Raw genomic sequence first — 21,559 nt, 5'->3', positions numbered from 1 at the left:
ACGTTTTGCTGTTCAGTTTTCAAGGTTCATATGGTTGCTCTTTCGTAAGAGGCAACTTTCTTATAATACCAAATCACTGTTTTGTTGTCAACACTTTTTCTTAAAAAGTTTTAAAGTGTTTTTTCGCTAACTTGCTAACCTCGCAAGCAACGTTATCTAATATACCACCTGCTTTTCGAAAGTGCAACTGTTTTTTGAAATTCTTTTTGATTTTCTTTTAAGACTTTATATGACTTAAAAGAAAAAAGCCCTGACTATGAAAGCCAGGGCTGTTGTATCAATCTTTAGAACGCATCTGAGGAAATAGGAGAACATCGCGGATTGATTGAGCATTCGTCAATAGCATAACAAGACGATCAATACCTATACCTAATCCACCAGTCGGCGGCAATCCATATTCAAGTGCTTCTATAAAGTCTTCATCCATTTCATGCGCCTCGTCGTTCCCTTGCTCTTTCTCTACTAACTGAGCTTCAAAGCGAGCACGTTGATCAATAGGATCATTCAACTCCGTAAAGGCATTGGCATGCTCACGACGGACGATGAATAATTCGAAACGATCCGTATAACGTGGGTCCTCCGGGTTTTTCTTGGCAAGCGGTGAAACTTCTACAGGATGGCCGTAAATGAATGTTGGTTGTACAAGTTGTTCTTCAACCTTTTGCTCAAAGAATTCATTCAGCACATGACCTGCTTCCATAGAAGAAGTCACTTGAACATTATGTTCCTTTGCTAATTCATGAGCCTGTTCTTTAGTAAGCTGCTGCCAAAAGTCTACGCCTGTATATTCTTTTACAGCATCCGCCATATGAAGTCGTTTCCAGCGCGGTGCTAAATCAATTTGGTCTTCACCGTATTGAATCGTTGTCGTACCGAGTACTTCTTGTGCAATGTGAGCCACTAGATTTTCAGTGAGTTCCATAATATCATTGTAATCCGCATACGCTTCATATAACTCGATCATCGTAAATTCCGGGTTATGGCGCGTGGACATCCCTTCATTACGGAATACGCGTCCGATCTCATATACTTTCTCTAAGCCACCTACAATGAGGCGTTTCAAATGAAGTTCGATCGCAATCCGCATATATAACGTCATATCTAATGTATTGTGATGTGTAACAAACGGACGAGCCGCTGCTCCCCCTGCGATAGAGTGCAGCATTGGTGTTTCGACTTCGAGGAAGCCCTGTTTATCTAAATAATGGCGCATTGATTGAATGATTCGGCTACGCATAATGAATGTTTCTTTACTGCCTTCTGTTGAGATCAAATCAAGGTAACGCTGACGGTAGCGTTGTTCAATATCCTGCAAACCGTGGAATTTCTCGGGTAGCGGACGCAATGACTTCGTAAGGAACGTAAACTTTGTCGCTTTAATGGAAAGCTCTCCTACTTTTGTTTTGAAGATAACCCCTTGAACGCCCACAATATCCCCTAAGTCTGCCAGTGTAAATAGTTTATATGCGTCTTCACCAATAGCATCTTGACGTACGTAGATCTGAATCTGACCGCCAAGATCTTGAATATGCGCAAAACCCGCCTTGCCCTTCCCTCGTTTTGTCATGATTCGACCTGCAATCGTCACCTCATGCTCAGTTTCTTCTAATTCTTCTTTTGATAACTCTTCATAGGCTGATCGAATCTCATTTGTCAGATGGGTGCGTTCAAAACGTTGACCGAATGGATCCAAACCACCTTCGCGTATATCATTCATCTTCTGGCGTCTCACCAAAAGCTGATCATTCATTTCATCTAAATGGGACATTCCCTTTCACTCCTTCATACTTTGACCTACCTTCTACTCAGTATAGGCCGTCTGCAACTATTGTACACAAATTACCTGCCTAACAAAAGTCCAAATGGTCGCGCGGTACTCATCCCATAGAAAAAACTGCCCTACTAATAGAGCAGTTTCTTTTTTAGACAGCGTTAGAATCAGTATCCGCCGTTATATTATCAGCCTTGCTGTAAGAACTCCTCGACATTCTGGACTTTCTTCCAAAGGGTCATTCCATCATCCTGCATCGCTGGCTCATTACGGTAAAGTGTCCCTGTTACCGGATTCTTTACTTCTGAATCAATTTCAATGAGAGGAACGAGTACAAACGCACGCTCCTGCATACGTAAATGTGGGATAATCAAATTCTCTGATTGGATAGTGTCGTGATTATAGAGCAAAATATCAAGGTCTACCGTCCGGGGACCCCAACGGATTTTCCTCATTCTTCCGAGCTTGTTTTCAATGGATTGGCAAGCACTCAGCAACTCCGATGCTTCCAATGAAGTCTCCAGACCAACTGCAATATTCAAAAATTTTGCTTGTTCAGTCAATCCAAGTGGCTCTGTTTCATAGACAGAAGACACCTTTTCAACGGTAATAGCGGGATGTTCATTCAGCAGTTGAACTGCATGCGTTAGATGTTCCAACCGGTTACCGATGTTGGAACCCATCGATAAATAGGCGAAATTCAAGAAAAGCGCCCCCTTTTGATTTCTACTGCAACGGATGCGTAATGTCCGTGAATCGGAGGATCCGGCTTCACCAATACAACTCGTACGCCGATCACCTTTTCAGCAAAATCCGTCATTATAGTTCCGGCTATTGTTTCAGCAACCGTTTCAATCAGCCGTACCGCTTCGCCTTCGACAATGCGCTTACACATCTCATACACTTCTGCATAATTCACCGTCTTCGACAGATCATCCGTCTGACCGGCTTCCGCCAAGTCAGTCGCCAATGAAACTGTCAGCCGAAAACGCTGGCCAAGCTTGTTTTCTTCAGGCAATGCCCCATGATAACCGTAAAACTCCATATCATTCAAATGAATATAATCCATGAAATCCCCCCACTTTATCGCTTATCCAGTAAATGCCGTCTTTTTCGTCAGCACATCCATCATCTTGACCATCCGTGCAATTTCCTTCACGTCATGAACACGCATAATATGGCATCCATGCTCGATACCATAACATACGGTCGCACCGGTTCCCTCCATCCGTTCTCCCACTGGCACGTCCAGCACATTTCCAATCATGCGCTTTCGAGACGTACCGAGCAATACAGGATAACCAAGGTCCGCAATGGCCGGCAACCCTTGCATAGCTAAAATATTCTGTTCTGTATTTTTCGCGAAACCAATCCCAGGATCAAGCCAAATCAACTCTTCGCTAACACCCGCCCGTCTCGCAATCTCGATACTCTCCTGTAAATCTTGTACTACCGCTTCCATGAATGGCAGCTGATAGTCTGTATTATCTCGGTTATGCATCAGGATAATCGGCACTTTATAGCGCGCCGCCACTTCCACGATTGCGGGTTCACGCTTTGCACCCCACACATCATTGATGATACTTGCACCTGCTTGAACCGCCGCTTCCGCCACAGCTGCTTTATATGTATCTACAGAGATGACACATCCCAATTCCTTCGTCAGTAATTCGACAATCGGCACGACACGTTCCAATTCTTCTTCCAATGATACAGGCGCATGTCCAGGCCGTGTCGATTCGCCGCCGACATCAATAATTTTCGCCCCGTCTGCCAGCATTTGTCGAGCATGTTCAAGCGCTCGATCCAATTGGCCAAACTTTCCGCCATCTGAAAAAGAATCGGGCGTGACATTCAAAATACCCATGATAATCGTTTCTTCTGTAAAATCAATCGTCGTCTTACCAAACTGATAAGATGCACGAGCTTTCGCTAACTCCATTACTGGTCACTCACTTTCATACGGTTGACGGCTCGTTGATAGCCGCTATGTAATTGTCGATAGATAGAACCTTTACTTCCTAAAAACTCGGTTGTCCCAACATTGCGAATGGGTACCAGTTCCTGAATGGCGTTTGTAATGAAGACCTCTTCCGCCGCCTCTAGCTCAGTCGGCGAAAACAATCCCTCTCTAACCGATACCCCAAGTTCGTCAACTAACCGTAATACGAATGCTCGCGTAGTCCCTGGTAAAATACCTGTTTTCAATGAAGGAGTGTACAGGATACCTTGCTTCACCCAAAAGATGTTAGACGTTATACCTTCCGCCACGAACCCTTCCGAATTAACGAAAAAGCCTTCTACCTCTCGCAAAGAAGGTAATTCCAGCCGCCCTAATACATTGTTCGCGTACTGATGCGATTTATGACGAACCGCACTTTCCGGTTCATTCCGCTTTGTCTGTAACCACACACCTTCTTTTTCCGTATGGACAGGAGGCAAAACCAACGTCTTTTGGAGAATGAATACATTTGGTCGCTCATAGCTAGTAGGTGCTAATCCGATATCATGGACTCCCGCTGACACATTCAACCGAAAATATCCATCCTCGCTTCCATTCTCTACAAACAACGAATGAATGGCCTGTCGAAGTTCTTCATCCGTGTACTGCATTTTGATCCTGTATTCAGATAGCGCTGACCTTAATCTATCCATATGTGCATCGAAGAGAAATACTTTCCCCTCATATGTACGAAAGGTCTCAAAAAATCCAAGTCCATAGAGAAAGCCGTGGTCATAAGGTGAAATTCGCAAATCATCAGCACTCTGTTGTTCCCCATTCGCCCAGCAGATCAATGAGAACGCCAACTTTCTTCTCTTACCGCTTGTTCTGCCATTTCTTTTGCCTGCCATAACGCCTTCGCTTTATTGAGCGACTCTTGATATTCGGCGGCAGGAATTGATTCCGGTACAAGTCCGGCCCCCGCCTGGATATGAACGATGCCATCTTGGATAAATGCGGTTCGGATCGTAATATTCAGCTCTATATCTCCATTGAAACTTATCCAGCCCATTGAACCTGTATAAAGTCCTCTTCGCGTCGGTTCTAATTCTTCGATGATCTCCATTGTTCGCAGCTTCGGATCTCCCGTTATCGAACCACCCGGGAAAACACCGCGAATGATTGCCGCGGCATCTTGCGTCGCAGCAGTCCCTCGAACATTCGATACGAGATGCATTACGTGGGAATACTTTTCTACAACCATGAATTCATCTACTTCAACCGTTCCCGGCTTACAAATTCTCTCAAAATCTTTGCATTCAAGATCTACCAACATTTTATGCTCGCCTTTTTCTTTTGTGTCAGAGACCAATTCCTGCTGTAAGGCCGCGTCTTCCCTCTCTGTAGCACCGCGCTTTCGGGTCCCTCCGATTGGACGTGTGCTCAATTCATTTCCTCGTTTCTTCAACAACAGCTCGGGTGATCCGGACACGACCTCAAATTCAGGTGACATCATGTAAGCCATATAAGGTGAAGGATTGAAGGAACGTAGCGCTTCATACATAGATAAAGACGGAACATCCAGTGGTTTTGATTGACGGACGGAGAGATTTACTTGCACGACATCGCCTTGTGCAATGAACTTCTGAACATCCCTTACCATTCCTTCAAACCGCTCGCCCGTTACGGAAACTTCCAAATTATCTTGAGTTACTTCCACGTCCACTGCTTGCCCTTGTGAAAAACGTCGACCAGCAAGTCCATGTTTAACGGCATCCACCCACTCATTTTCCATGACCGTCAATGAAGTTTGAACATTAGGCAGCGACATAAAATAAACTGTTTCATGCACTACGTCTAAAACTGCCCATCGGTCAAAGACATAAAAGAAAACGTCAGGCGTTGCCAAATCATTCTCCGCTAGACTAGGCAGTGTTTCATAGCTTCTGACATAATCATAGCTGATCATACCAATCGCCCCGCCCTGGAATGCGGGTAAGTTGTCATCTCGTCTCAGCTCATACCGTGACAGGAACTCATTCAGCAAGGTTAGAGGATCTTCGCCTGCAAGAATTTCTCTCGTACCATCCCGCCAATCTAATTGTAAACCCTCTTCATTCGCCTGTACGGTCACGAGCGGATTCAATCCCGCGATGCACATTTCACCGTCTCTACCACTTTCCAATAAAATATGGCGATCTGTTTGTTCTGCAAGCTGTTTATAGGCGTAGAAGAACTCGTCTCTCGTCATTGAGGCTGTCTGATAAGCTACTGTTTCCATGATGGTTCCTCCTGAATCTGTCGTCCAATTTTAATTGCTTTCATCTATGAGTTTCTTTAGAAATTTATCGTCTATAGCAGATACCACTATGTCCGTTATGACACCTTCCGTGTTAAGGATATACGTCGTTGGATAGGCTTTCACTCGGTACGTTTTCATAACTTCACCTTCTAAGTCCAATAAAACCGGGAATGTCAACCCATACTCCTTGACAAATGCTTTGGCACTATCTTCTTTATCTTTCTCCGTTTTTGTCATGTTCACTGCAAGTATCTCCATATTCGCAGAGCCCTTGTACTCGTCATAATATGTTTCCATATACGGCATTTCGGATCGGCATGGCGGACACCACGACGCCCAAAAATTCAGCATGATCTTCTTTCCACGATAATCGGATAATTTGACCGTTTCACCAGTGAGTGTGGTTAATTCAAAATCAGGCGCGAGATCACCGCGGCCTAGCCCAGTCTCTTCGGAAGCTGTATCTTCTGAGGTAGTTTCCTCTTTCCAGTCCTCCGGTATCCGTTTGACCTCATCATTCGGCAGATCCTCTATCATCGCACTAGAATAACCATCCATCTCACCGGCCTCTTTTTTAAACTCTCGGTTGGTTAGTATAATAATCGTTACCATACTAATAATGATCGCGAGTGAAATCAACATACTCCATTTCTTCACAGTTGGCCTCCTATATGGTTCACTTTCTATGTAATACTCCAATAATGTTTCATTTTAATTATACAGAGTATTGTAGCCCGGTAAAAGCTTAGAGATTTCATTGCAATCATAATTAATAAAAAAGAGAGCGCGAATGGGCGCTCTCTAGCTTATTCTTCATCAAATTGGTAAAGCGGAGTACTTAAGTATCGCTCCCCATTGGAAGGGAGAATTGCTACAACTTTTTTGCCCTTGCCAAGTTTTTTTGCAACCTGTAAAGCGGCTGAAATCGCAGCCCCTGATGATACTCCGCCCAGAATTCCTTCTTCGCGAGCTGCACGGCGTGCAATTGCGTATGCATCGTCATTGGAGACTTGAATGATTTCATCGTAAATGTCTGTATCCAATACCTTTGGAACGAAACCTGCGCCAATCCCTTGAATCTTATGCGGTCCTGGTTTTCCCCCAGACAATACCGCTGAGTCTTCTGGTTCCACAGCGACGATTTTGATTTCCGGGAATCGTTCTTTCAGTACCTCGCCGGCTCCTGTAATCGTACCGCCCGTACCGATTCCCGAGATAAATGCATCCACACGATCTAACGCATCTGCAATCTCAGGGCCCGTCGTCAAACGGTGGACTTCTGGATTCGCTTCATTATTAAATTGCTGAGGTAAGAACCAGCCGTTTTCTTTAGAAAGTTCTTCTGCCTTCGCAATTGCACCTTTCATTCCTTCAGCACCTGGCGTCAACACCAATTCCGCTCCGTATGCACGCAGTAAGTTGCGTCGTTCTAAGCTCATCGTATCCGGCATAACCAATACCGCTTTGTATCCTTTGGCTGCTGCAACCATCGCCAATCCGATACCTGTGTTACCGCTTGTTGGTTCAATAATCGTACTGCCATCTTTTAAGTTGCCGTTTTTTTCCGCTGCTTCAATCATCGCGAGTGCAATTCGATCTTTAACACTTGAACCCGGATTGAAGAATTCCAGTTTCAAATACACTTCCGCATCCTCTGCACCTGTCAGACGATTTAATTTAACAAGAGGGGTTTTGCCGATTAAATCAATTATTGAATTTCCGACTCTACTCATATTTGATCCGCTCCTAATCCCTAGTAGGTTTATATGTTTTGTTGAGTTAATCATACTACCTTACTTTTCACTTGTCAAACAAATTATTCAGAGAATTGTAGTTTGTCATCCTATCAATTTACCGATAATTAATTTTTACCATAAAACCATTCAGCATCGAATTCTTTCCAGAAAGCTTCCGGCGTGACGGACTCAGGTAGTTGTTCTAAGGCTAGTTGTCGCTTGATATGGTCCTTTACTTCTGAATATGTAAAATCACGTTTCTTAATGGTTTCTAACACAGTGACGATTGCATAAGTGCCATCCTTGAGTTCAATCGGCTTGCTTACCTCATCTTTTTTCAACTTTTCCGCCGCTTCAATAATAGTTACACCCACGTCCTCGGTTTGCTCATTTACATAACCAAGGTCTCCTCCCAAGTTTCCGGAAGACAAATCAATCGATCGCTCCTTTGCCAAAGCAGAAAATGTCGATCCGTCTTTTAGCTCACCAGCCACTTGATCCGCTTCTTTCTTTGTTGATGAGATGATTACCGATATGCGGTAAGCCGGCAACACATGAAAAAATGTTTCATTTTTCTCAAAGTACTTTTTGATAGCGCTTTCCTTAATTACAATATCCTTTGTCAGGACTTTCTCTAAAATCAGTTCCCTTTTAATCTGCTTTCTCGTTTGCTCAGTATCTAGACCCGAATGTTGCTGACCGTCAATTGAGGTAATTAATGCCAGTTCGAGATCTACTTCTTTATCTTCCACTTTAATATCATACTCATCCGCTGCGGCTTCCATGACGCGGTAATTCACTAGGTCTTCTAGCACCTCTCGCCCGACCTGTCGTTCCATAGCAGCCATCCACTCTGCACGGGTGATCGGCTCACCCGCTACAGAAGCAACTTCCTCTGTATCTACAGCGGGTGAACGATCTATAAACAGCCAGTGGAAAAGCCAGAATACATTCATCGTGAAAAGAATTCCCAACAAAGCGATCAGCGGCTTCGTCTTAAGTCGCCTTTTCGTTGGAGTCGGCTCGGTTTCATTCGTTCGATTGAATCTCATCTATATATCCTTTTAACTCTTGCTCTGAGTATTGGTAAGTTTCCAAACAGAAGTGGCACTGTGCTTCTGCCCCGTGATCTTCATCAATCATCGCTTGAACCTCGTCACGTCCAAGTCCCCGAATCGCTTCGCCAAAACGTTCCTTCGAACACTCACAGTCAAACTTCACATCCATCTTATCAAGGAACTCCACGTTTTCTTGTCCTAATACTTCAGCTAGGATTCCTTCAGGCGTCAGCCCTTGATCAATCAGAGAAGAAATAGGTGTCATGTTCGATATCTTCTCTTCCAAGAGAGAGATCGTCTCATCCGTAGCTCCCGGCATGACTTGAATAATAAAGCCTCCAGCTGCTTTTACCGTGTTATCAGGATTCACTAATACACCAAGAGCGACAGCAGAAGGCACTTGTTCAGAAACAACCAAATACTGCGTGAAGTCTTCTGCTATTTCCCCGGAAATAATCGGTACTTGACCGGTGAAATAATCTTTCATCCCAAGATCTTTGACAACAGATAGCGTTCCTTCCGTTCCAACAACGCCTCGCACATCCAATTTTCCTTTTTCGTTCAACGGCACGTGAGTTTGCGGATGTGTAGCATATCCACGAACTTCTCCCTTTGCGTTGGCATCCACGACGATTGGACCTAGAGGACCATCTCCTTGGATTTTCACTGTTAATTTGTTATCACCTTTCAACATTGCCCCCATCATAACAGCTGCAGAAATCGTACGTCCGAGAGCAGCTGTTGCAGTTGGCCACATCTGGTGACGACGTTGCACTTCTCCCACCGTATCTGTTGAACGCACTGCGTAAGCTCGAATAACTCCGTCGAAGGCAAGCGCTTTTACTAAGTAATCAGTTGACATATTATTCACTCCTATTACAGATTTCTTTCATATATTAAATGTAAACCTTTTAATGTTAAGAAATTATCTACAACATCAATAACCTTTGTTTCCGATGAAATCAACTCGGCCAGTCCCCCGGTTGCGATAACTGTAGGTTCTACCGCGCTGTCTTCTTTCATTCGATTGACGATTCCTTCCACTTGTCCAACGTAACCGAAGACAATCCCCGATTGCATAGCAGCTACTGTATTTTTACCGACAACTTGTTCAGGCCGAGTCAGTTCAACTCTCGGTAATTTAGACGCACGATCAAATAACGCCTCCATTGAAATCTTGATCCCCGGAGCGATGGCACCTCCCATGTATTCGCCATGCTCATTGACATAGCAATACGTTGTCGCAGTCCCGAAATCTACAATGATGAGTGGGCTGCCGTAATCGCGAATAGCTGCCACCGCATTGACGATTCGGTCTGCTCCTACTTCACGTGGGTTTTCATATTTAATATTCAAGCCTGTTTTCACGCCGGGACCGACGACCATCGGTTTTTGATTGAAGTATTTCTTGCACATTTGTTCCAATGGAAACATGACAGGTGGTACCACTGAGGAAATAATAATACCTGTGATGTCTTTAAATGATAAGCCTACGTGTTGGAACATTGCTTTGACCTGCATGGCATATTCGTCTTCCGTCTTGTGACGGTACGTCTCCATCCGCCAATGGTACTTTAGTTCATCGCCTTCATATACACCTAGTACAATATTTGTATTGCCCGTATCTAATACTAACAGCATAGTCGCTTTCCTCTCTTGCTCTGACTTTTCCCACACATCATACCATAAATATTCGACTTTTATACAACGTTGGATTCCCTGGCGGACGGACGCCTTCCGCGAAACTATATTGAGCCAATTGAAGGACGAATGGCCGGACTGGTATATCTCTGTATTCCTCTAAAACACAGCCCGCCTATCCATAAGAAAACAGCCGACTGCTAATCACAGTCGGCTGTTGTTTCGCTTAATCTCTGCGTTCTTCATCAATGGAAGGAAGCGTTTTGTCTGCTGTTCCACCTTCACTTGGCAAGTCACCTGTAGACGGATCTTGTGGAGCACCCGTTACATCAGGATTTGCGTTTGGCGTTGTGTCTTCCGGCAATTTGTTTTCTTTCACAGTGTCATCAGACTTTTCTGCACCATTTTTGCCATTTTCATACGGTCGGTCTGGCAAAACGCCGTGGTCTTTCAAGTGATTGATTTGTTCCGCATCAAGCGTTTCGACTTCTAATAAAGTCGTTGCGATTAAATCAAGTAGATCCCTTTTCTCAGTTAAAATTTGTTTCGTGCGGCTATATTGCTCTTTGATGATCCGTTGCATTTCCTGATCAATTTCATAGGCAATCGACTCAGAATAATTCTGCTCGGAATTAAAGTCACGACCTAGGAAAACTTGACCGCCTTGAGTCTGGCCGAACTGCATTGGCCCGAGTTTATCACTCATACCGTATTCAGTTACCATTGATCGCGCGATGCCAGTAGCTCGCTGGAAGTCATTATGAGCGCCGGTTGATACTTCACCAAGCACTACTTCTTCCGCTACACGGCCGCCTAATAGACCGGCGATTTTATCAAGGAGTTCAGGTTTCGTCATGAAATAGCGATCTTCTTTTGGAAGCATAACGGCATAACCGCCTGCTTGACCACGAGGTACAATCGTTACTTTATGGACAATTTCTGCATCATCAAGCATCAAACCAACAACTACGTGGCCCGCTTCATGGAACGCCACAATATTTCGTTCTTTTTCCGAAATGACACGGCTTGTTTTGGCAGGACCTGCAATAACACGGTCCGTCGCCTCATCAATATCAGACATGTCGATCTTGGTTTTCTTTCTTCTCGCTGCCACAAGAGCTGCTTCATTCAATAAGTTCTCAAGGTCCGCACCTGAAAATCCTGGTGTACGTTGAGCAAGAGCTTTCATATCGACCGAATCATCAAGCGGCTTATTGCGTGCGTGCACTTTCAACACAGCTTCTCTTCCTTTTACATCTGGACGACCAACCGTGATTTGACGGTCAAAACGTCCCGGACGAAGAAGTGCCGGATCCAATATATCCGGACGGTTCGTAGCGGCAACGATGATAATACCTTCGTTTCCTTCAAAGCCATCCATTTCAACTAGCAATTGGTTCAACGTTTGTTCACGCTCATCGTGTCCGCCGCCTAAACCGGCTCCACGCTGACGACCAACCGCGTCAATCTCGTCTATAAAGATAATACATGGCGCATTTTTCTTGGCATTCTCGAACAAATCACGTACTCGAGACGCACCAACACCTACAAACATCTCCACGAAATCAGAACCTGAAATCGAGAAGAACGGCACACCTGCTTCACCTGCTACTGCACGCGCAAGTAGAGTTTTACCTGTACCTGGAGGCCCAACAAGCAAAATCCCTTTTGGAATTCGTGCACCCAGCTCCACAAACTTCCGAGCATCTTTCAAGAAATCTACGACTTCTTCGAGCTCAGCTTTTTCTTCATCTGCACCTGCTACGTCATTGAAACGTACTTTCTTCCGATCATCGGTCTGCAGTTTCGCTTTACTCTTTCCGAAGTTCATCACTCGGCCGCCACCGCCGCCTTGTGACTGATTCAATAGGAAGAAGAAAAGGATGATAATTATGATGAATGGTACAAGCCCTGTAAAGAAGGATACCCATGCACTTGTTTCTGGCGGCTGTAAGATATCGATTTCAGTCTTTGTCGTCTTTACGATCTCGCCAATATCATCCATATCATTCATCGGAATGTTAGTTACGAATGTTTCACCTTTTTCGTAACCTTCCATTTCCCCTTTTACTTCATACACGAGCTGTAAAGGCTGAAAAGTAGCATTTTCGACTTTTCCTTGCTCTAATGCCGTGATAAATTCGTCATACCGAATCGGTTTCATCTTCGGATTTGGATTGTTTAGCGAACTGAATATCCCCATAATCGCGAGGAAAATCAATCCATACAAAAGAAAGTATCGAAGTATTCGATTCATCCCAAGCCTCCTCATCTCATTCAACAGAAAACTAAACAGAAAACTATTGTAAATTTTAACATAGATTAACATGACTCCACAATGAAAATGCCTCATGGAAAAAGGCTTTCAGACTGGATGCCATACGTTCAGTCAGAAAGCGTTAAAAAGAGTAGATTTCTTTTTTTAACACACCGATATAAGGTAAATTCCGATATTTTTCAGCATAATCCAACCCGTAACCGACAACGAATGCGTCAGGAACATCAAACCCTACGTAATCTGCCTTTAGATCTACTTTACGGCCTGTCGGTTTATCCAACAAAGTTACAATTTTGATGGAGTTGGCTTTTCTATATTTAAAAAGTTCCACTAGATAATTCAATGTTTTTCCGCTGTCGATGATATCTTCTATAATCAAAACGTCGCGGCCTTCCACACTAGTGTTCAAATCTTTGACAATCTTTACCTCACCTGATGAGACTGTCGCATTCCCATAACTAGATACATCCATAAAATCCAATTCAATGTACGTATCAATCCGTTTAATTAAGTCGCTCATAAATGGTAACGCACCCTTTAACACACCAATTGCTAGAGGAAACTTCTCTCGGTACTCTTCTGTTAAAGTTGCTCCAAGTTCTAGGACTTTCTCTTGAAGTTCTTCTTCTGAAATTAAAACTTGCTCGATATCTTGTGCGATCATCGGCTCGTCCCTCCTATTTTATCTACTTTCGCCTTCTCGCGTAATCCATATGTATGACTCGCCTTCCGGTTGATTGCGTGAGAATATCTCACCATATCGAACACCCGGCACCGCACATACGATACCGCTTGCCGTTGTAATAACCGGCTGCTGCTGTCTTTGCGTCATTCCAACTTTTTCATCAATTAATAGCCGCGATACGCGTTTTTCTTGGGACATGCCTTTTAGAAGCAAACGATCGCCAGGTTCCCGAAGACGGACAGTCAACGGCAGCTCAAACTCAGGTAATTGAAAATAACGCACGTCATCTGAAGATAGGAAGTGTTCGATTGCACACATGTCGGCATGCTGCCAGTAAATCTGAACATTTCCCCACGAATTCCAAGTTCCTTTTTCCAGTACTTTTGAACGAAGAGACGCAGTATTCATATACTTTTTTGTAACTAGCAGTTTATCATATTCTCTAACAAATCGGTAGCCATACGCTAAGTCAAGCGCTATATTTCCAGCCGGGTCCTTAATATGCTGTAACAGTTCTTCCACTAATGCGGAACGCCGCTCAGTTTTATCAATTTCCGGGCTGGGAAGACACCTTAATAGTAGTTGAATCGCACGCTTTTGTAAAGCTTGGGGAATAGCGAGAAAGGCTTGGCGGTTAAAAGAGGGAAGCTGTTCATCTGTATATGTAACAATCGCTTGCCAATGATTATCCGCAAGTTCATTCAATAACGCTTCATCTTCCTGTCGTTGGACAGTTAGCTGAACAGCACCCGACGAAATAGAAGGATTTTCTTCAGTCAAAAATGGCACGACATGATGCCGGATTCGATTGCGCAAATAATCATTCCGCTGATTACTCGGATCCTCTCTAAACGGTAAGCCAAAATTGGCGGCATACTCGTACAATTCTCTCTTTTGCAAGGGAAGGAAAGGACGAACAACATTCCCTTGATGAAATAGACGCTGTATCGGCATGCCGTTCAATGAATGACCTTTTGTTAATTGCATAAGCACAGTTTCCAATTGATCTTCTGCGTGATGTCCTGTTGCCAGAACATCAAATTCATGATGCGCCATAATTGCAGCTAAACATTTATAGCGCTCTTCTCTGCACAACAGCTGTACATTTCCGCCGTTATTTTCCAGTATAGAAGGGATTGGTACTTGCTCAGAGAAGAATGGCAAATGAAATCCTTCGCATAGATCTTTTACCACAAATGCATCTTCTGCAGACTCATCGCCGCGCAGCATATGATCCACATGTGCTGCGCCTACTTCAATTCCAAGCGTTTTTCTATGGGTGGCCAGGAAATGCAGCAGGGCGATGGAATCGACACCTCCTGAACAAGCTACCAATACACGAGAGCCGGGAGGAATCAACGTTTGTCGGTTTATGAAGTTCAACACTTTTTGTCGTAATGTTTTCATGATTCATCTCCCTCCTCCCCCTATCCTACCATTCTTTTTCGAGAAATAATTCGTGATTTATTATTTACTTTAGACCACTTCGGTACGACGTGGTCAATTTTCATCACGAGTATCGTCCGATCATCTTCCACCGACTCAAACGAACGCTCCATTTCCGCCATGACTTGATCTGCAATTGTATGGCAATCCAACTCTTTATACCGTTCAATCGTCCTTTCCATCACTTCCTCCTGAGGTTCTAATGGTAACTCCCCGTTAAATATCCCATCCGTCATCATCACCAAAATATCGCCCGATTTCAATTGTTCATTTTTTGCCTCTATTGAGAAAGACGGCAAGAACCCAAAAGGTACTGTTTTGCTGTCCAAACGTATAAATTCATCTCCCCTCTTAATATAGGTGCTCATTGAACCCGCTTTCCACGACCATAGCCTACCATCCTGTAAATCTATAAGTGCTAAGTCCAATGTAGCGTACATATCATCTAAGCCGTTCAGGGCCATCATATAATGTAAAGTGTGAATGGCTGTCTCAGGATCCATTTTCTGTCCCAAACATTCACGCATGAGACGAATTACTTTTCTGCTCTCATGATACGCGTTGACATCTTGTCCCATCCCGTCAGATAACAATACAGCAGACAATCCATCGTGAATCTTGAAGACTTCATACGCATCTCCCGCTTGGAATGTCCCGCCACCCGCTGTCGTCACAATATCGTAATCCAATGAAAAGCGAACCGCCGAACTGAAGGTTAATTGCACATGAGGGAACGGAAACGGCTGATAAGCAGATTTCGAAATATGGATTGGTTCGTCATACATCTCTTCCAGGACAGGCAAGATCAAGTATTCCCCTACGGTGGTCTCGGTTTCAAAATCAGCCTTTTTCTCCGGAATCGAGATGACTACCTTACAAGCTCCCCTTTCTTCTGACAAAATATCGATTTGGAAAAACTCCACTCCTTGTACTTGTAATCGATTCGCCAACTCCTCCTCTGCCAGTTTATAAGTCGTCAAGTCCTCCTTTACATCTCGCATTACTTTTTCTATATGGGTGCTCATATCCCGTAATTGCAATGCCAGCATTTTTCTTCCATGCTGCAACTGTCCCATTAACAAACGATTCGTCCCATGCTCCTCCAATTCATTGATTAGCCCTTTAAAACGCAAACATTTAAATTTCATCTTCTCTTCTACACGTAATCGCGCTGCTTTCTTCGTTGCGGAATAGGTAGACTCCCACTCGTTTACTAAGGATGAAATTCCATCTTCCTCACTTTCCCAACATTTTTTATAGCGAAAACAAGATTGACAAATAGACGGAACTTGGATCGTGGCAGCAACCTCCTCTTCTGATGAAAATCGATTATTGACGAGCGTCGACATGAAGTGGGCAAATTGCTGGAACTCCTCCAACTGCCCATCTAATTTATCCGCCAGCCATTGCTGACGTTTTTCCGAGATCCCCTCCTGCTTTGGTAAGAACACTTGCCGAACTTGGTTAATCTTCCGTGATGGAATAAAGAAAAATAGAACCGCCGCCACTCCGATCGTCACAAAATGCACTGTATCCAGCGGTAATGTTGCATCGTATAGCAGGAAAAAAAGCGAGACAAATAAACTCCCGGTTACAATCCCTAATTTACCGAACCGCTTTAAACCGCCTGCTAATAAACCCGTCATTCCATATAATGCCATCATTCCTGTAAGGGCTAAATCAGAAACACCTATTATTAACGCGATAATCATACCGACTGTCGTAGCAAACGGAACGCCGCCTACCATAGCGGCCACATAAATTGCCAAGAATAAAAACACACCTGCCACTGAGACGTAGCCGATCTGCAAACCACCCATTCCTGTCGTTGCAAGCGCTCCCACTATACACATTGCACTTACTTGCTCAGGGTTCCATGGTCCATATAATAATCGGTCTATAGAAGGAAAAGCCAATAGCATAAAAACTGTCATAAAAAGAGCGAGCATTGCTTCCAATCCAATCGATAGTTGCACAGTTACCGGTGGATTCCCGCTATACATTACAAGTTGCCAGATGATCTGCGGGATGATCATGCAGCTAGCCACAGCGAGGGGAATTGATTTTTTGACAAATGGCGATTTAATGGCCAAATGAAACAGTAACAATTGCGTCAGGTGGATTACAGCTTGTCCCATCCCCAAAAATGCACTGCCTGCCATCCCTCCAATGAACACGTAGATCATATGCTGCCGATAGCGCATGCTGGCCAATGCCCAAATTGGTAAGAAGAACGGTACCGCCATGTCGAATACTACTGCCTGCGACAGAAAGAACGAGCCGATCAAGAAAAGAATTGCTGTCATAAAATAAACTTTTCGGTTGATCAGCTCTTGCCATGCGACTCTGAACTGCTGGCCAAACGGTCTCTCCATATTGTCAATCATCTTCATTTCCCATACCCCCTATGTTCTCTTACTTGCAACTATACATGGGAGACCCAAGAGATTTTGTCTGTTTGTGACAGAGTATCTAAAAAAGATTTCGACGTAATCCGTATCTTTTTTTCTTTTTTCCAAAGAAATGTTGACACTTCTCGTTTGACCTTGTATGATAAGAGACGTTGTGCTCGAATTACACAATTCCAGCAGTCAACTATTCGTCTTGGCGGCGTAGCTCAGCTGGCTAGAGCGTACGGTTCATACCCGTAAGGTCGTGGGTTCGACCCCCTCCGCCGCTATACATTAAAAACCCCTTGCATTTATTGCAAGGGGGTTTTTTCGTTAAAATTAAAAGCGTATGCTTAACAAAAGTCTGTTAAGCATACGCAATAGGGCAGAACATAAATTTGATTCAAGATTGAAACAGACAGCAAGTTATCCTCTTCTTGCGCCACGGCCACCGCGTTTAGACTCTGTAGCTCTCTTCAAGGTAGATAGACGTTCTTCACTATCCTTCATGAATTTTGCCATCTTCTGTTCAAAATTCTCTGGTCGTTCAAAACTTGGCTTACTGCCTTGTCGAGGTCGCTGAGGACGCTGAGGACGTTGCGGACGTTCCGACTCAGGTTTTGCCTTACGGATGGAAAGGCCGATTTTACCGTCTGCTCCCACATTCATCACTTTAACTTCTACCATATCACCGACTTTTAAATGGTCATTTATATCTTTGACATAATTGTCAGCTACTTCACTAATATGGACTAATCCTGTGGATCCGTTCGGCAATTCAACAAATGCCCCAAAATTTGTGATCCCGGTTACCTTACCCTCTAACTTGCTGCCTACTTCAATTGACATAAAAAAAATGCTCCTCCTTAAGTTTTAAGCGGCCTTTAAAAGTGCCTATCAACCATATTGGCATTTCCTGCAATTTGCAGGCTCCTACTTATATTATAGCCAACAAAAAAAGAGTGTCAATACGACTACTCTTTTCTCGTCTCTTTTTCTGACGATTTCTTCTTGTCAGGAATGGAAAATATAATTTCATTGGACTCCGAAAGGAAGTACTCTTTACGTGCGAGTTTGGCGATATATTCTTCGTCATCCAACTTTGCCAGCTGCTTATTCAATTGTTCTTGTTCTGTTTTCAAATCCTTTAGTGTCGCGATTGCTTCTGTCTTTTCTTGTTCTTTTGCGGCCAGCAACTTCTTTTGACCGGAATACATGTTGAATAAACTGCCAAATACAATACACATTAGAACAGCGAAGACGATTAGGCGATTTCGCAAACGCTTTTTTTGTGCTTGCTTCCAATTTTCTTTTTTCTGCATGGAGCGCACATATTCAGTTTCGATTGATGTGACTTTCCTAGCTGTTGGCTTCTGTGGTTTATTCATGGCGCACACACCTTTCTTCCCCGTATACACTATTATTCTCTATTATATAGTACTCTACCTTTTTTTTGAAGGAATTTCCCGGCGGTCTTAATTAATCGGACGATGGGTGACGTAATAAATGTCAGGATTGAAACGAAAATCCGGATAATTCGTTGAACGATTAATAACAGGAACCTGATCAAATACCAAATAGGCCGGATAATGACAAGTAATAGCAATCTACCGATAAATCGAAATGGGTAATGGAAGATGGCTGCATAGAGCAGCATACCGCTGATTTGTGCGACTGGATCATACATCCGCCAAGCCCCATCCCTTACTAACACCAATATCCAAAAAGCACCTACCCCTATAAATATCCAGACCGCCAATTCAAACCAAAATGCACGTCTTCGAATAAATGAGCGTTTATCGCACGCGGCAATAATGCTTCCGAATAAATCCATGATGACTCCAGCGGCAATACCTGTCCCGATCATCGCTAGTAAACTGAAGAACTGGACGGATAGGCTCATCCGAATAATTTATGGAGAAAATTGCGTGATCCTGTTTCTTCTTCGTCGTATTGCAATGTTGTGACAGAGCCTTCTAGAGTTAGCAACCCCTTGTCCACATCTAAATGTACAATACGCAATTCCTCCCCGCGAATTTGCAGTACCCCTTGCGATGTTCGAACGAGAAATTCCTCCTGATCGAATCGATCAATCGTTTTTACAGAGGTAAGGTCCATTCTCTTACGATTTCGCATGGTTACTACATGGTCTCCTGATGGAATTGTATACGTAGAACTGTCTGTTTGAATTTGCATATGCGTCCCCCTTTTCTAGTGCGTTCCCCATATCTTATGCGGCGGCCTAATCAAACATGACAGGAACTTTTCTTGAGAATGGCTAATCTGCATGCAATGTGCAGATTGTGATCTGTCGATTTCCGTTCCAGAAGGGAGACGCGCCAAAATTCCGTTGGACCGAACCAAAATGCGACCGAAATGCACCAAAACCTTTCTGGAACGAACATTAATCAAACTACAACGAGCCAAAATAAACGTAAAACAAGCCAAACCAGCCGCTAACCGCACATTTCCTAAATACTTTAACTTCCGATGATGAACAACCAGCCTGCTCATACAAAAAGGCAGCCTGCCGCGGCTGCCTTTTCGATCCTTCTTATCTATTCAGTCTTCATCATCCACAAATTCAGGTTCCACTTTTTCAAGGCGCTCTTCGCTGAGAATGGTATACATTGTAGCTGCGTCATCTTTTTTAGTTGAGTCTTTTAATTCATTTACAGTTGCGGTGACGATCTTTTGGCCGAAACGGATAGCCAGTTCATCACCCGGTTTTACATCGGAGGAGGCTTTTGCCACTTTTCCGTTAATGGTTATTCTTCCTTGATCCGCTACTTGTTTCGCCAATGTACGGCGTTTGATAAGGCGGGATACTTTCAAAAATTTATCGAGTCTCATTAGATTCTTCCTTTCGTTTAGCTTCCTGCCAGAATTCCTCAAGTTGGTCTAGAGAGTAGGCGGAGAAGTCTCCATTCCCCTGCTGGACACAATGTTCGACATGAAGGAAGCGAGATTTGAACTTTTCATTGGCATGCCACATCGCTTCTTCTGGGGAGATTTTCAAGAATCTGGCTACGTTGACAATTGTAAATAGCACATCACCAAGTTCATCCAGTTGGCGGTCTTTTTCTCCGTTACGTACTTCCTCCTGAAACTCTTGCCACTCTTCTTGAAACTTTTTAAAGGCGCCTTCTATATTCGGCCAATCAAATCCTACCTTAGCGGCAGACTTCTGATAGTTAAAGGATGTCAGCAACGAAGAAGCATAGCGTGCCTGGTCTTCCAATAGAGAGGTCCGCTGCGGCTTTTCTTGCTCTTTGATTGCTTGCCAATTCGTCAGCACTTCCGCTGTTGTGTCGGCCTCTGCTTGTCCAAATACGTGAGGATGGCGACGAATCATTTTCGCTCCAATTGACTCCAAGACGTCTTCTATAGAGAAATACCCGTTGTCTTCCCCAATTTGCGCATGCAAGAAGACTTGCAGTAAGACATCGCCGAGCTCCTCGATGATTGCCTCGTCGTCTTCATCGTCAATCGCTTGAATCAATTCATACGACTCCTCAATCAAATAACGTTTCAATGTCTCGTGAGTTTGTTCCCGATCCCACGGACAACCGTCTGGTGCACGCAGAGCGGCAATGATTTCACGTAATGAACTCCACTCTTTCAACCGCTGATCGCGTTCAAGTATTGGCGGCACATAGATCGTTGTAAGATTATTCAAGGTCATCGCCCGATCTAGCTCGAACAGCGGCAACGTAGTTAACTTTTCATCAGCCGATCCGGCAGCCGTCACGATTGTCACCAAATGCTCATCGGGATACTTCTCCATCAATGATAGCTTAACATCCGAAGCGACGAACGCATCGTACACTTGCCCTACCAATACATGCTGGTCCATCCGCATATCATCCCGCTTCAAATCTGTCCCGTCGAGCAGTTGGATTCCTTCAATTGGATCAATACGCAAGGCAGTAAAAATCGGATCCAAGAAACTGCTGCCGCCAGCTATATACAATTCAATTTCACCGGCCTGCTCTTTCTCAATTAATAATTGAACGGTTCTTTCCGCCACGAGCGGATGTCCAGGCACGGCATATGTAACCAGCTGTTCCCTGCTCATTTCAAGCAAGTTTTCGACAATCGTCTGATAAACATCTTCAAACGCATCCTTCGCTTCATAGATTGCATCGAAGCTTTCCATTTGCAAGCCTTCCGAACGCAGCTGGCTCACAACAGGATGTTCTTCCGTCCTGATTACCAGACGTTCGGCCTGTTTCAATAATCGATAGGTACCAAGCGACAGTTGATCCAAATCGCCTGCACCTAATCCGATGACTGTTATCTTTCTCACA

Annotated in this window: 21 protein-coding genes and 1 tRNA gene; 1 reads left to right on the top strand and 21 read right to left on the bottom strand. The window is 44.0% G+C overall.

The genetic code is table 11. The annotated features are described in order from the left end of the window. Positions 1-277 precede the first annotated feature (277 nt). The 15 genes from lysS to H7J92_RS13195 form a co-directional block, all read right to left on the bottom strand. Complete coding sequence (gene lysS, locus H7J92_RS13265; RefSeq protein WP_009499455.1) at positions 278-1,768, bottom strand: lysine--tRNA ligase; 1,491 nt, start codon at positions 1,766-1,768, stop codon at positions 278-280. A 191-nt stretch (positions 1,769-1,959) separates the two neighbouring features. Then, entirely contained in the window at positions 1,960-2,454 is a 495-nt protein-coding gene (folK, locus tag H7J92_RS13260) for a 2-amino-4-hydroxy-6-hydroxymethyldihydropteridine diphosphokinase (RefSeq protein WP_009499454.1), read from the bottom strand. A gap of 17 nt (positions 2,455-2,471) precedes the next feature. After that, positions 2,472-2,840 carry a dihydroneopterin aldolase gene (gene folB / locus H7J92_RS13255; RefSeq protein WP_078818820.1) on the bottom strand — a complete coding sequence of 123 codons (369 nt, stop codon included), beginning with the start codon at positions 2,838-2,840 and terminating at the stop codon, positions 2,472-2,474. Positions 2,841-2,861: 21 nt separating this feature from the next. After that, a complete protein-coding gene (gene folP, locus H7J92_RS13250) occupies positions 2,862-3,713 on the bottom strand; it encodes a dihydropteroate synthase (RefSeq protein WP_078818821.1) in 852 nt (283 codons plus the stop codon). Then, entirely contained in the window at positions 3,713-4,567 is an 855-nt protein-coding gene (gene pabC, locus H7J92_RS13245; protein WP_078818849.1) for an aminodeoxychorismate lyase, read from the bottom strand. Before pabC ends, folP begins: the two co-directional genes overlap by 1 nt. Next, complete coding sequence (locus tag H7J92_RS13240; protein ID WP_221837382.1) at positions 4,564-5,994, bottom strand: anthranilate synthase component I family protein; 1,431 nt, start codon at positions 5,992-5,994, stop codon at positions 4,564-4,566. Before H7J92_RS13240 ends, pabC begins: the two co-directional genes overlap by 4 nt. Positions 5,995-6,024: 30 nt before the next feature. Next, complete coding sequence (locus H7J92_RS13235; protein ID WP_009499449.1) at positions 6,025-6,672, bottom strand: peroxiredoxin family protein; 648 nt, start codon at positions 6,670-6,672, stop codon at positions 6,025-6,027. Positions 6,673-6,821: 149 nt separating this feature from the next. Then, entirely contained in the window at positions 6,822-7,748 is a 927-nt protein-coding gene (cysK, locus tag H7J92_RS13230; RefSeq protein WP_040760066.1) for a cysteine synthase A, read from the bottom strand. Between the two features lie 128 nt (positions 7,749-7,876). After that, a complete protein-coding gene (locus H7J92_RS13225; protein WP_078818823.1) occupies positions 7,877-8,803 on the bottom strand; it encodes a peptidyl-prolyl cis-trans isomerase in 927 nt (308 codons plus the stop codon). Then, entirely contained in the window at positions 8,781-9,671 is an 891-nt protein-coding gene (gene hslO, locus H7J92_RS13220) for an Hsp33 family molecular chaperone HslO (protein ID WP_078818824.1), read from the bottom strand. The genes H7J92_RS13225 and hslO overlap by 23 nt, the downstream gene beginning before the upstream one ends. Positions 9,672-9,685: 14 nt before the next feature. After that, positions 9,686-10,450 carry a type III pantothenate kinase gene (locus H7J92_RS13215; RefSeq protein ID WP_078818825.1) on the bottom strand — a complete coding sequence of 255 codons (765 nt, stop codon included), beginning with the start codon at positions 10,448-10,450 and terminating at the stop codon, positions 9,686-9,688. A 226-nt stretch (positions 10,451-10,676) separates the two neighbouring features. Next, complete coding sequence (gene ftsH / locus H7J92_RS13210) at positions 10,677-12,707, bottom strand: ATP-dependent zinc metalloprotease FtsH (protein WP_078818826.1); 2,031 nt, start codon at positions 12,705-12,707, stop codon at positions 10,677-10,679. A gap of 142 nt (positions 12,708-12,849) precedes the next feature. After that, positions 12,850-13,392, bottom strand: coding sequence for a hypoxanthine phosphoribosyltransferase (gene hpt / locus H7J92_RS13205; protein WP_009499443.1), 543 nt, complete (start codon positions 13,390-13,392; stop codon positions 12,850-12,852). An 18-nt stretch (positions 13,393-13,410) separates the two neighbouring features. Continuing rightward, positions 13,411-14,820, bottom strand: coding sequence for a tRNA lysidine(34) synthetase TilS (tilS, locus tag H7J92_RS13200; protein WP_221837379.1), 1,410 nt, complete (start codon positions 14,818-14,820; stop codon positions 13,411-13,413). 20 nt (positions 14,821-14,840) lie between these two features. After that, positions 14,841-17,252: a SpoIIE family protein phosphatase gene (locus H7J92_RS13195; RefSeq protein WP_221837376.1), complete on the bottom strand. Its 2,412-nt coding sequence runs from the start codon at positions 17,250-17,252 to the stop codon at positions 14,841-14,843. Positions 17,253-17,465: 213 nt separating this feature from the next. Here H7J92_RS13195 and H7J92_RS13190 point away from each other — a divergent pair. Further along, positions 17,466-17,539: transfer RNA gene (locus H7J92_RS13190), tRNA-Met, on the top strand. A 136-nt stretch (positions 17,540-17,675) separates the two neighbouring features. On the opposite strand, the gene H7J92_RS13185 is transcribed toward H7J92_RS13190, so the two are convergent. The 6 genes from H7J92_RS13185 to yabN all read right to left on the bottom strand — a co-directional run bounded on the left by H7J92_RS13185 (position 17,676) and on the right by yabN (position 21,558). Continuing rightward, on the bottom strand, positions 17,676-18,098 hold the full coding sequence (locus H7J92_RS13185) for a S1 domain-containing RNA-binding protein (protein ID WP_009499440.1): 423 nt from the start codon (positions 18,096-18,098) through the stop codon (positions 17,676-17,678). A gap of 125 nt (positions 18,099-18,223) precedes the next feature. Continuing rightward, positions 18,224-18,637: an FtsB family cell division protein gene (locus H7J92_RS13180; protein WP_078818829.1), complete on the bottom strand. Its 414-nt coding sequence runs from the start codon at positions 18,635-18,637 to the stop codon at positions 18,224-18,226. A gap of 32 nt (positions 18,638-18,669) precedes the next feature. Then, positions 18,670-19,152 carry a spore cortex biosynthesis protein YabQ gene (gene yabQ / locus H7J92_RS13175; RefSeq protein WP_221837373.1) on the bottom strand — a complete coding sequence of 161 codons (483 nt, stop codon included), beginning with the start codon at positions 19,150-19,152 and terminating at the stop codon, positions 18,670-18,672. Continuing rightward, positions 19,149-19,445, bottom strand: a complete 297-nt coding sequence (gene yabP, locus H7J92_RS13170) for a sporulation protein YabP (protein WP_009499437.1) — start codon at positions 19,443-19,445, stop codon at positions 19,149-19,151. Before yabP ends, yabQ begins: the two co-directional genes overlap by 4 nt. A 366-nt stretch (positions 19,446-19,811) precedes the next feature. Next, entirely contained in the window at positions 19,812-20,102 is a 291-nt protein-coding gene (locus tag H7J92_RS13165) for an RNA-binding S4 domain-containing protein (protein WP_078818831.1), read from the bottom strand. Next, entirely contained in the window at positions 20,089-21,558 is a 1,470-nt protein-coding gene (gene yabN / locus H7J92_RS13160) for a bifunctional methyltransferase/pyrophosphohydrolase YabN (RefSeq protein ID WP_221837371.1), read from the bottom strand. Before yabN ends, H7J92_RS13165 begins: the two co-directional genes overlap by 14 nt. Between the last annotated feature and the right edge of the window lies 1 nt (position 21,559).

The organism is Sporosarcina aquimarina (assembly GCF_019748715.1).
GTDB lineage: Bacteria > Bacillota > Bacilli > Bacillales_A > Planococcaceae > Sporosarcina > Sporosarcina newyorkensis.
Note: the sequence above shows the minus strand (reverse complement) of the source record. Positions and strands in the feature narration are given on the sequence as shown.

Coding starts and splice junctions, on each gene's coding strand:
- lysS (WP_009499455.1), bottom strand. CDS start 1,768: ATGTCCCATTTAGATGAAATGAATGATCAGCTTTTGGTGAGACGCCAG.
- folK (WP_009499454.1), bottom strand. CDS start 2,454: ATGGGTTCCAACATCGGTAACCGGTTGGAACATCTAACGCATGCAGTT.
- folB (WP_078818820.1), bottom strand. CDS start 2,840: ATGGATTATATTCATTTGAATGATATGGAGTTTTACGGTTATCATGGG.
- folP (WP_078818821.1), bottom strand. CDS start 3,713: ATGGAGTTAGCGAAAGCTCGTGCATCTTATCAGTTTGGTAAGACGACG.
- H7J92_RS13240 (WP_221837382.1), bottom strand. CDS start 5,994: ATGGAAACAGTAGCTTATCAGACAGCCTCAATGACGAGAGACGAGTTC.
- cysK (WP_040760066.1), bottom strand. CDS start 7,748: ATGAGTAGAGTCGGAAATTCAATAATTGATTTAATCGGCAAAACCCCT.
- H7J92_RS13225 (WP_078818823.1), bottom strand. CDS start 8,803: ATGAGATTCAATCGAACGAATGAAACCGAGCCGACTCCAACGAAAAGG.
- hslO (WP_078818824.1), bottom strand. CDS start 9,671: ATGTCAACTGATTACTTAGTAAAAGCGCTTGCCTTCGACGGAGTTATT.
- H7J92_RS13215 (WP_078818825.1), bottom strand. CDS start 10,450: ATGCTGTTAGTATTAGATACGGGCAATACAAATATTGTACTAGGTGTA.
- ftsH (WP_078818826.1), bottom strand. CDS start 12,707: ATGAATCGAATACTTCGATACTTTCTTTTGTATGGATTGATTTTCCTC.
- hpt (WP_009499443.1), bottom strand. CDS start 13,392: ATGATCGCACAAGATATCGAGCAAGTTTTAATTTCAGAAGAAGAACTT.
- tilS (WP_221837379.1), bottom strand. CDS start 14,820: ATGAAAACATTACGACAAAAAGTGTTGAACTTCATAAACCGACAAACG.
- H7J92_RS13195 (WP_221837376.1), bottom strand. CDS start 17,252: ATGAAGATGATTGACAATATGGAGAGACCGTTTGGCCAGCAGTTCAGA.
- H7J92_RS13185 (WP_009499440.1), bottom strand. CDS start 18,098: ATGTCAATTGAAGTAGGCAGCAAGTTAGAGGGTAAGGTAACCGGGATC.
- H7J92_RS13180 (WP_078818829.1), bottom strand. CDS start 18,637: ATGAATAAACCACAGAAGCCAACAGCTAGGAAAGTCACATCAATCGAA.
- yabQ (WP_221837373.1), bottom strand. CDS start 19,152: ATGAGCCTATCCGTCCAGTTCTTCAGTTTACTAGCGATGATCGGGACA.
- yabP (WP_009499437.1), bottom strand. CDS start 19,445: ATGCAAATTCAAACAGACAGTTCTACGTATACAATTCCATCAGGAGAC.
- H7J92_RS13165 (WP_078818831.1), bottom strand. CDS start 20,102: ATGAGACTCGATAAATTTTTGAAAGTATCCCGCCTTATCAAACGCCGT.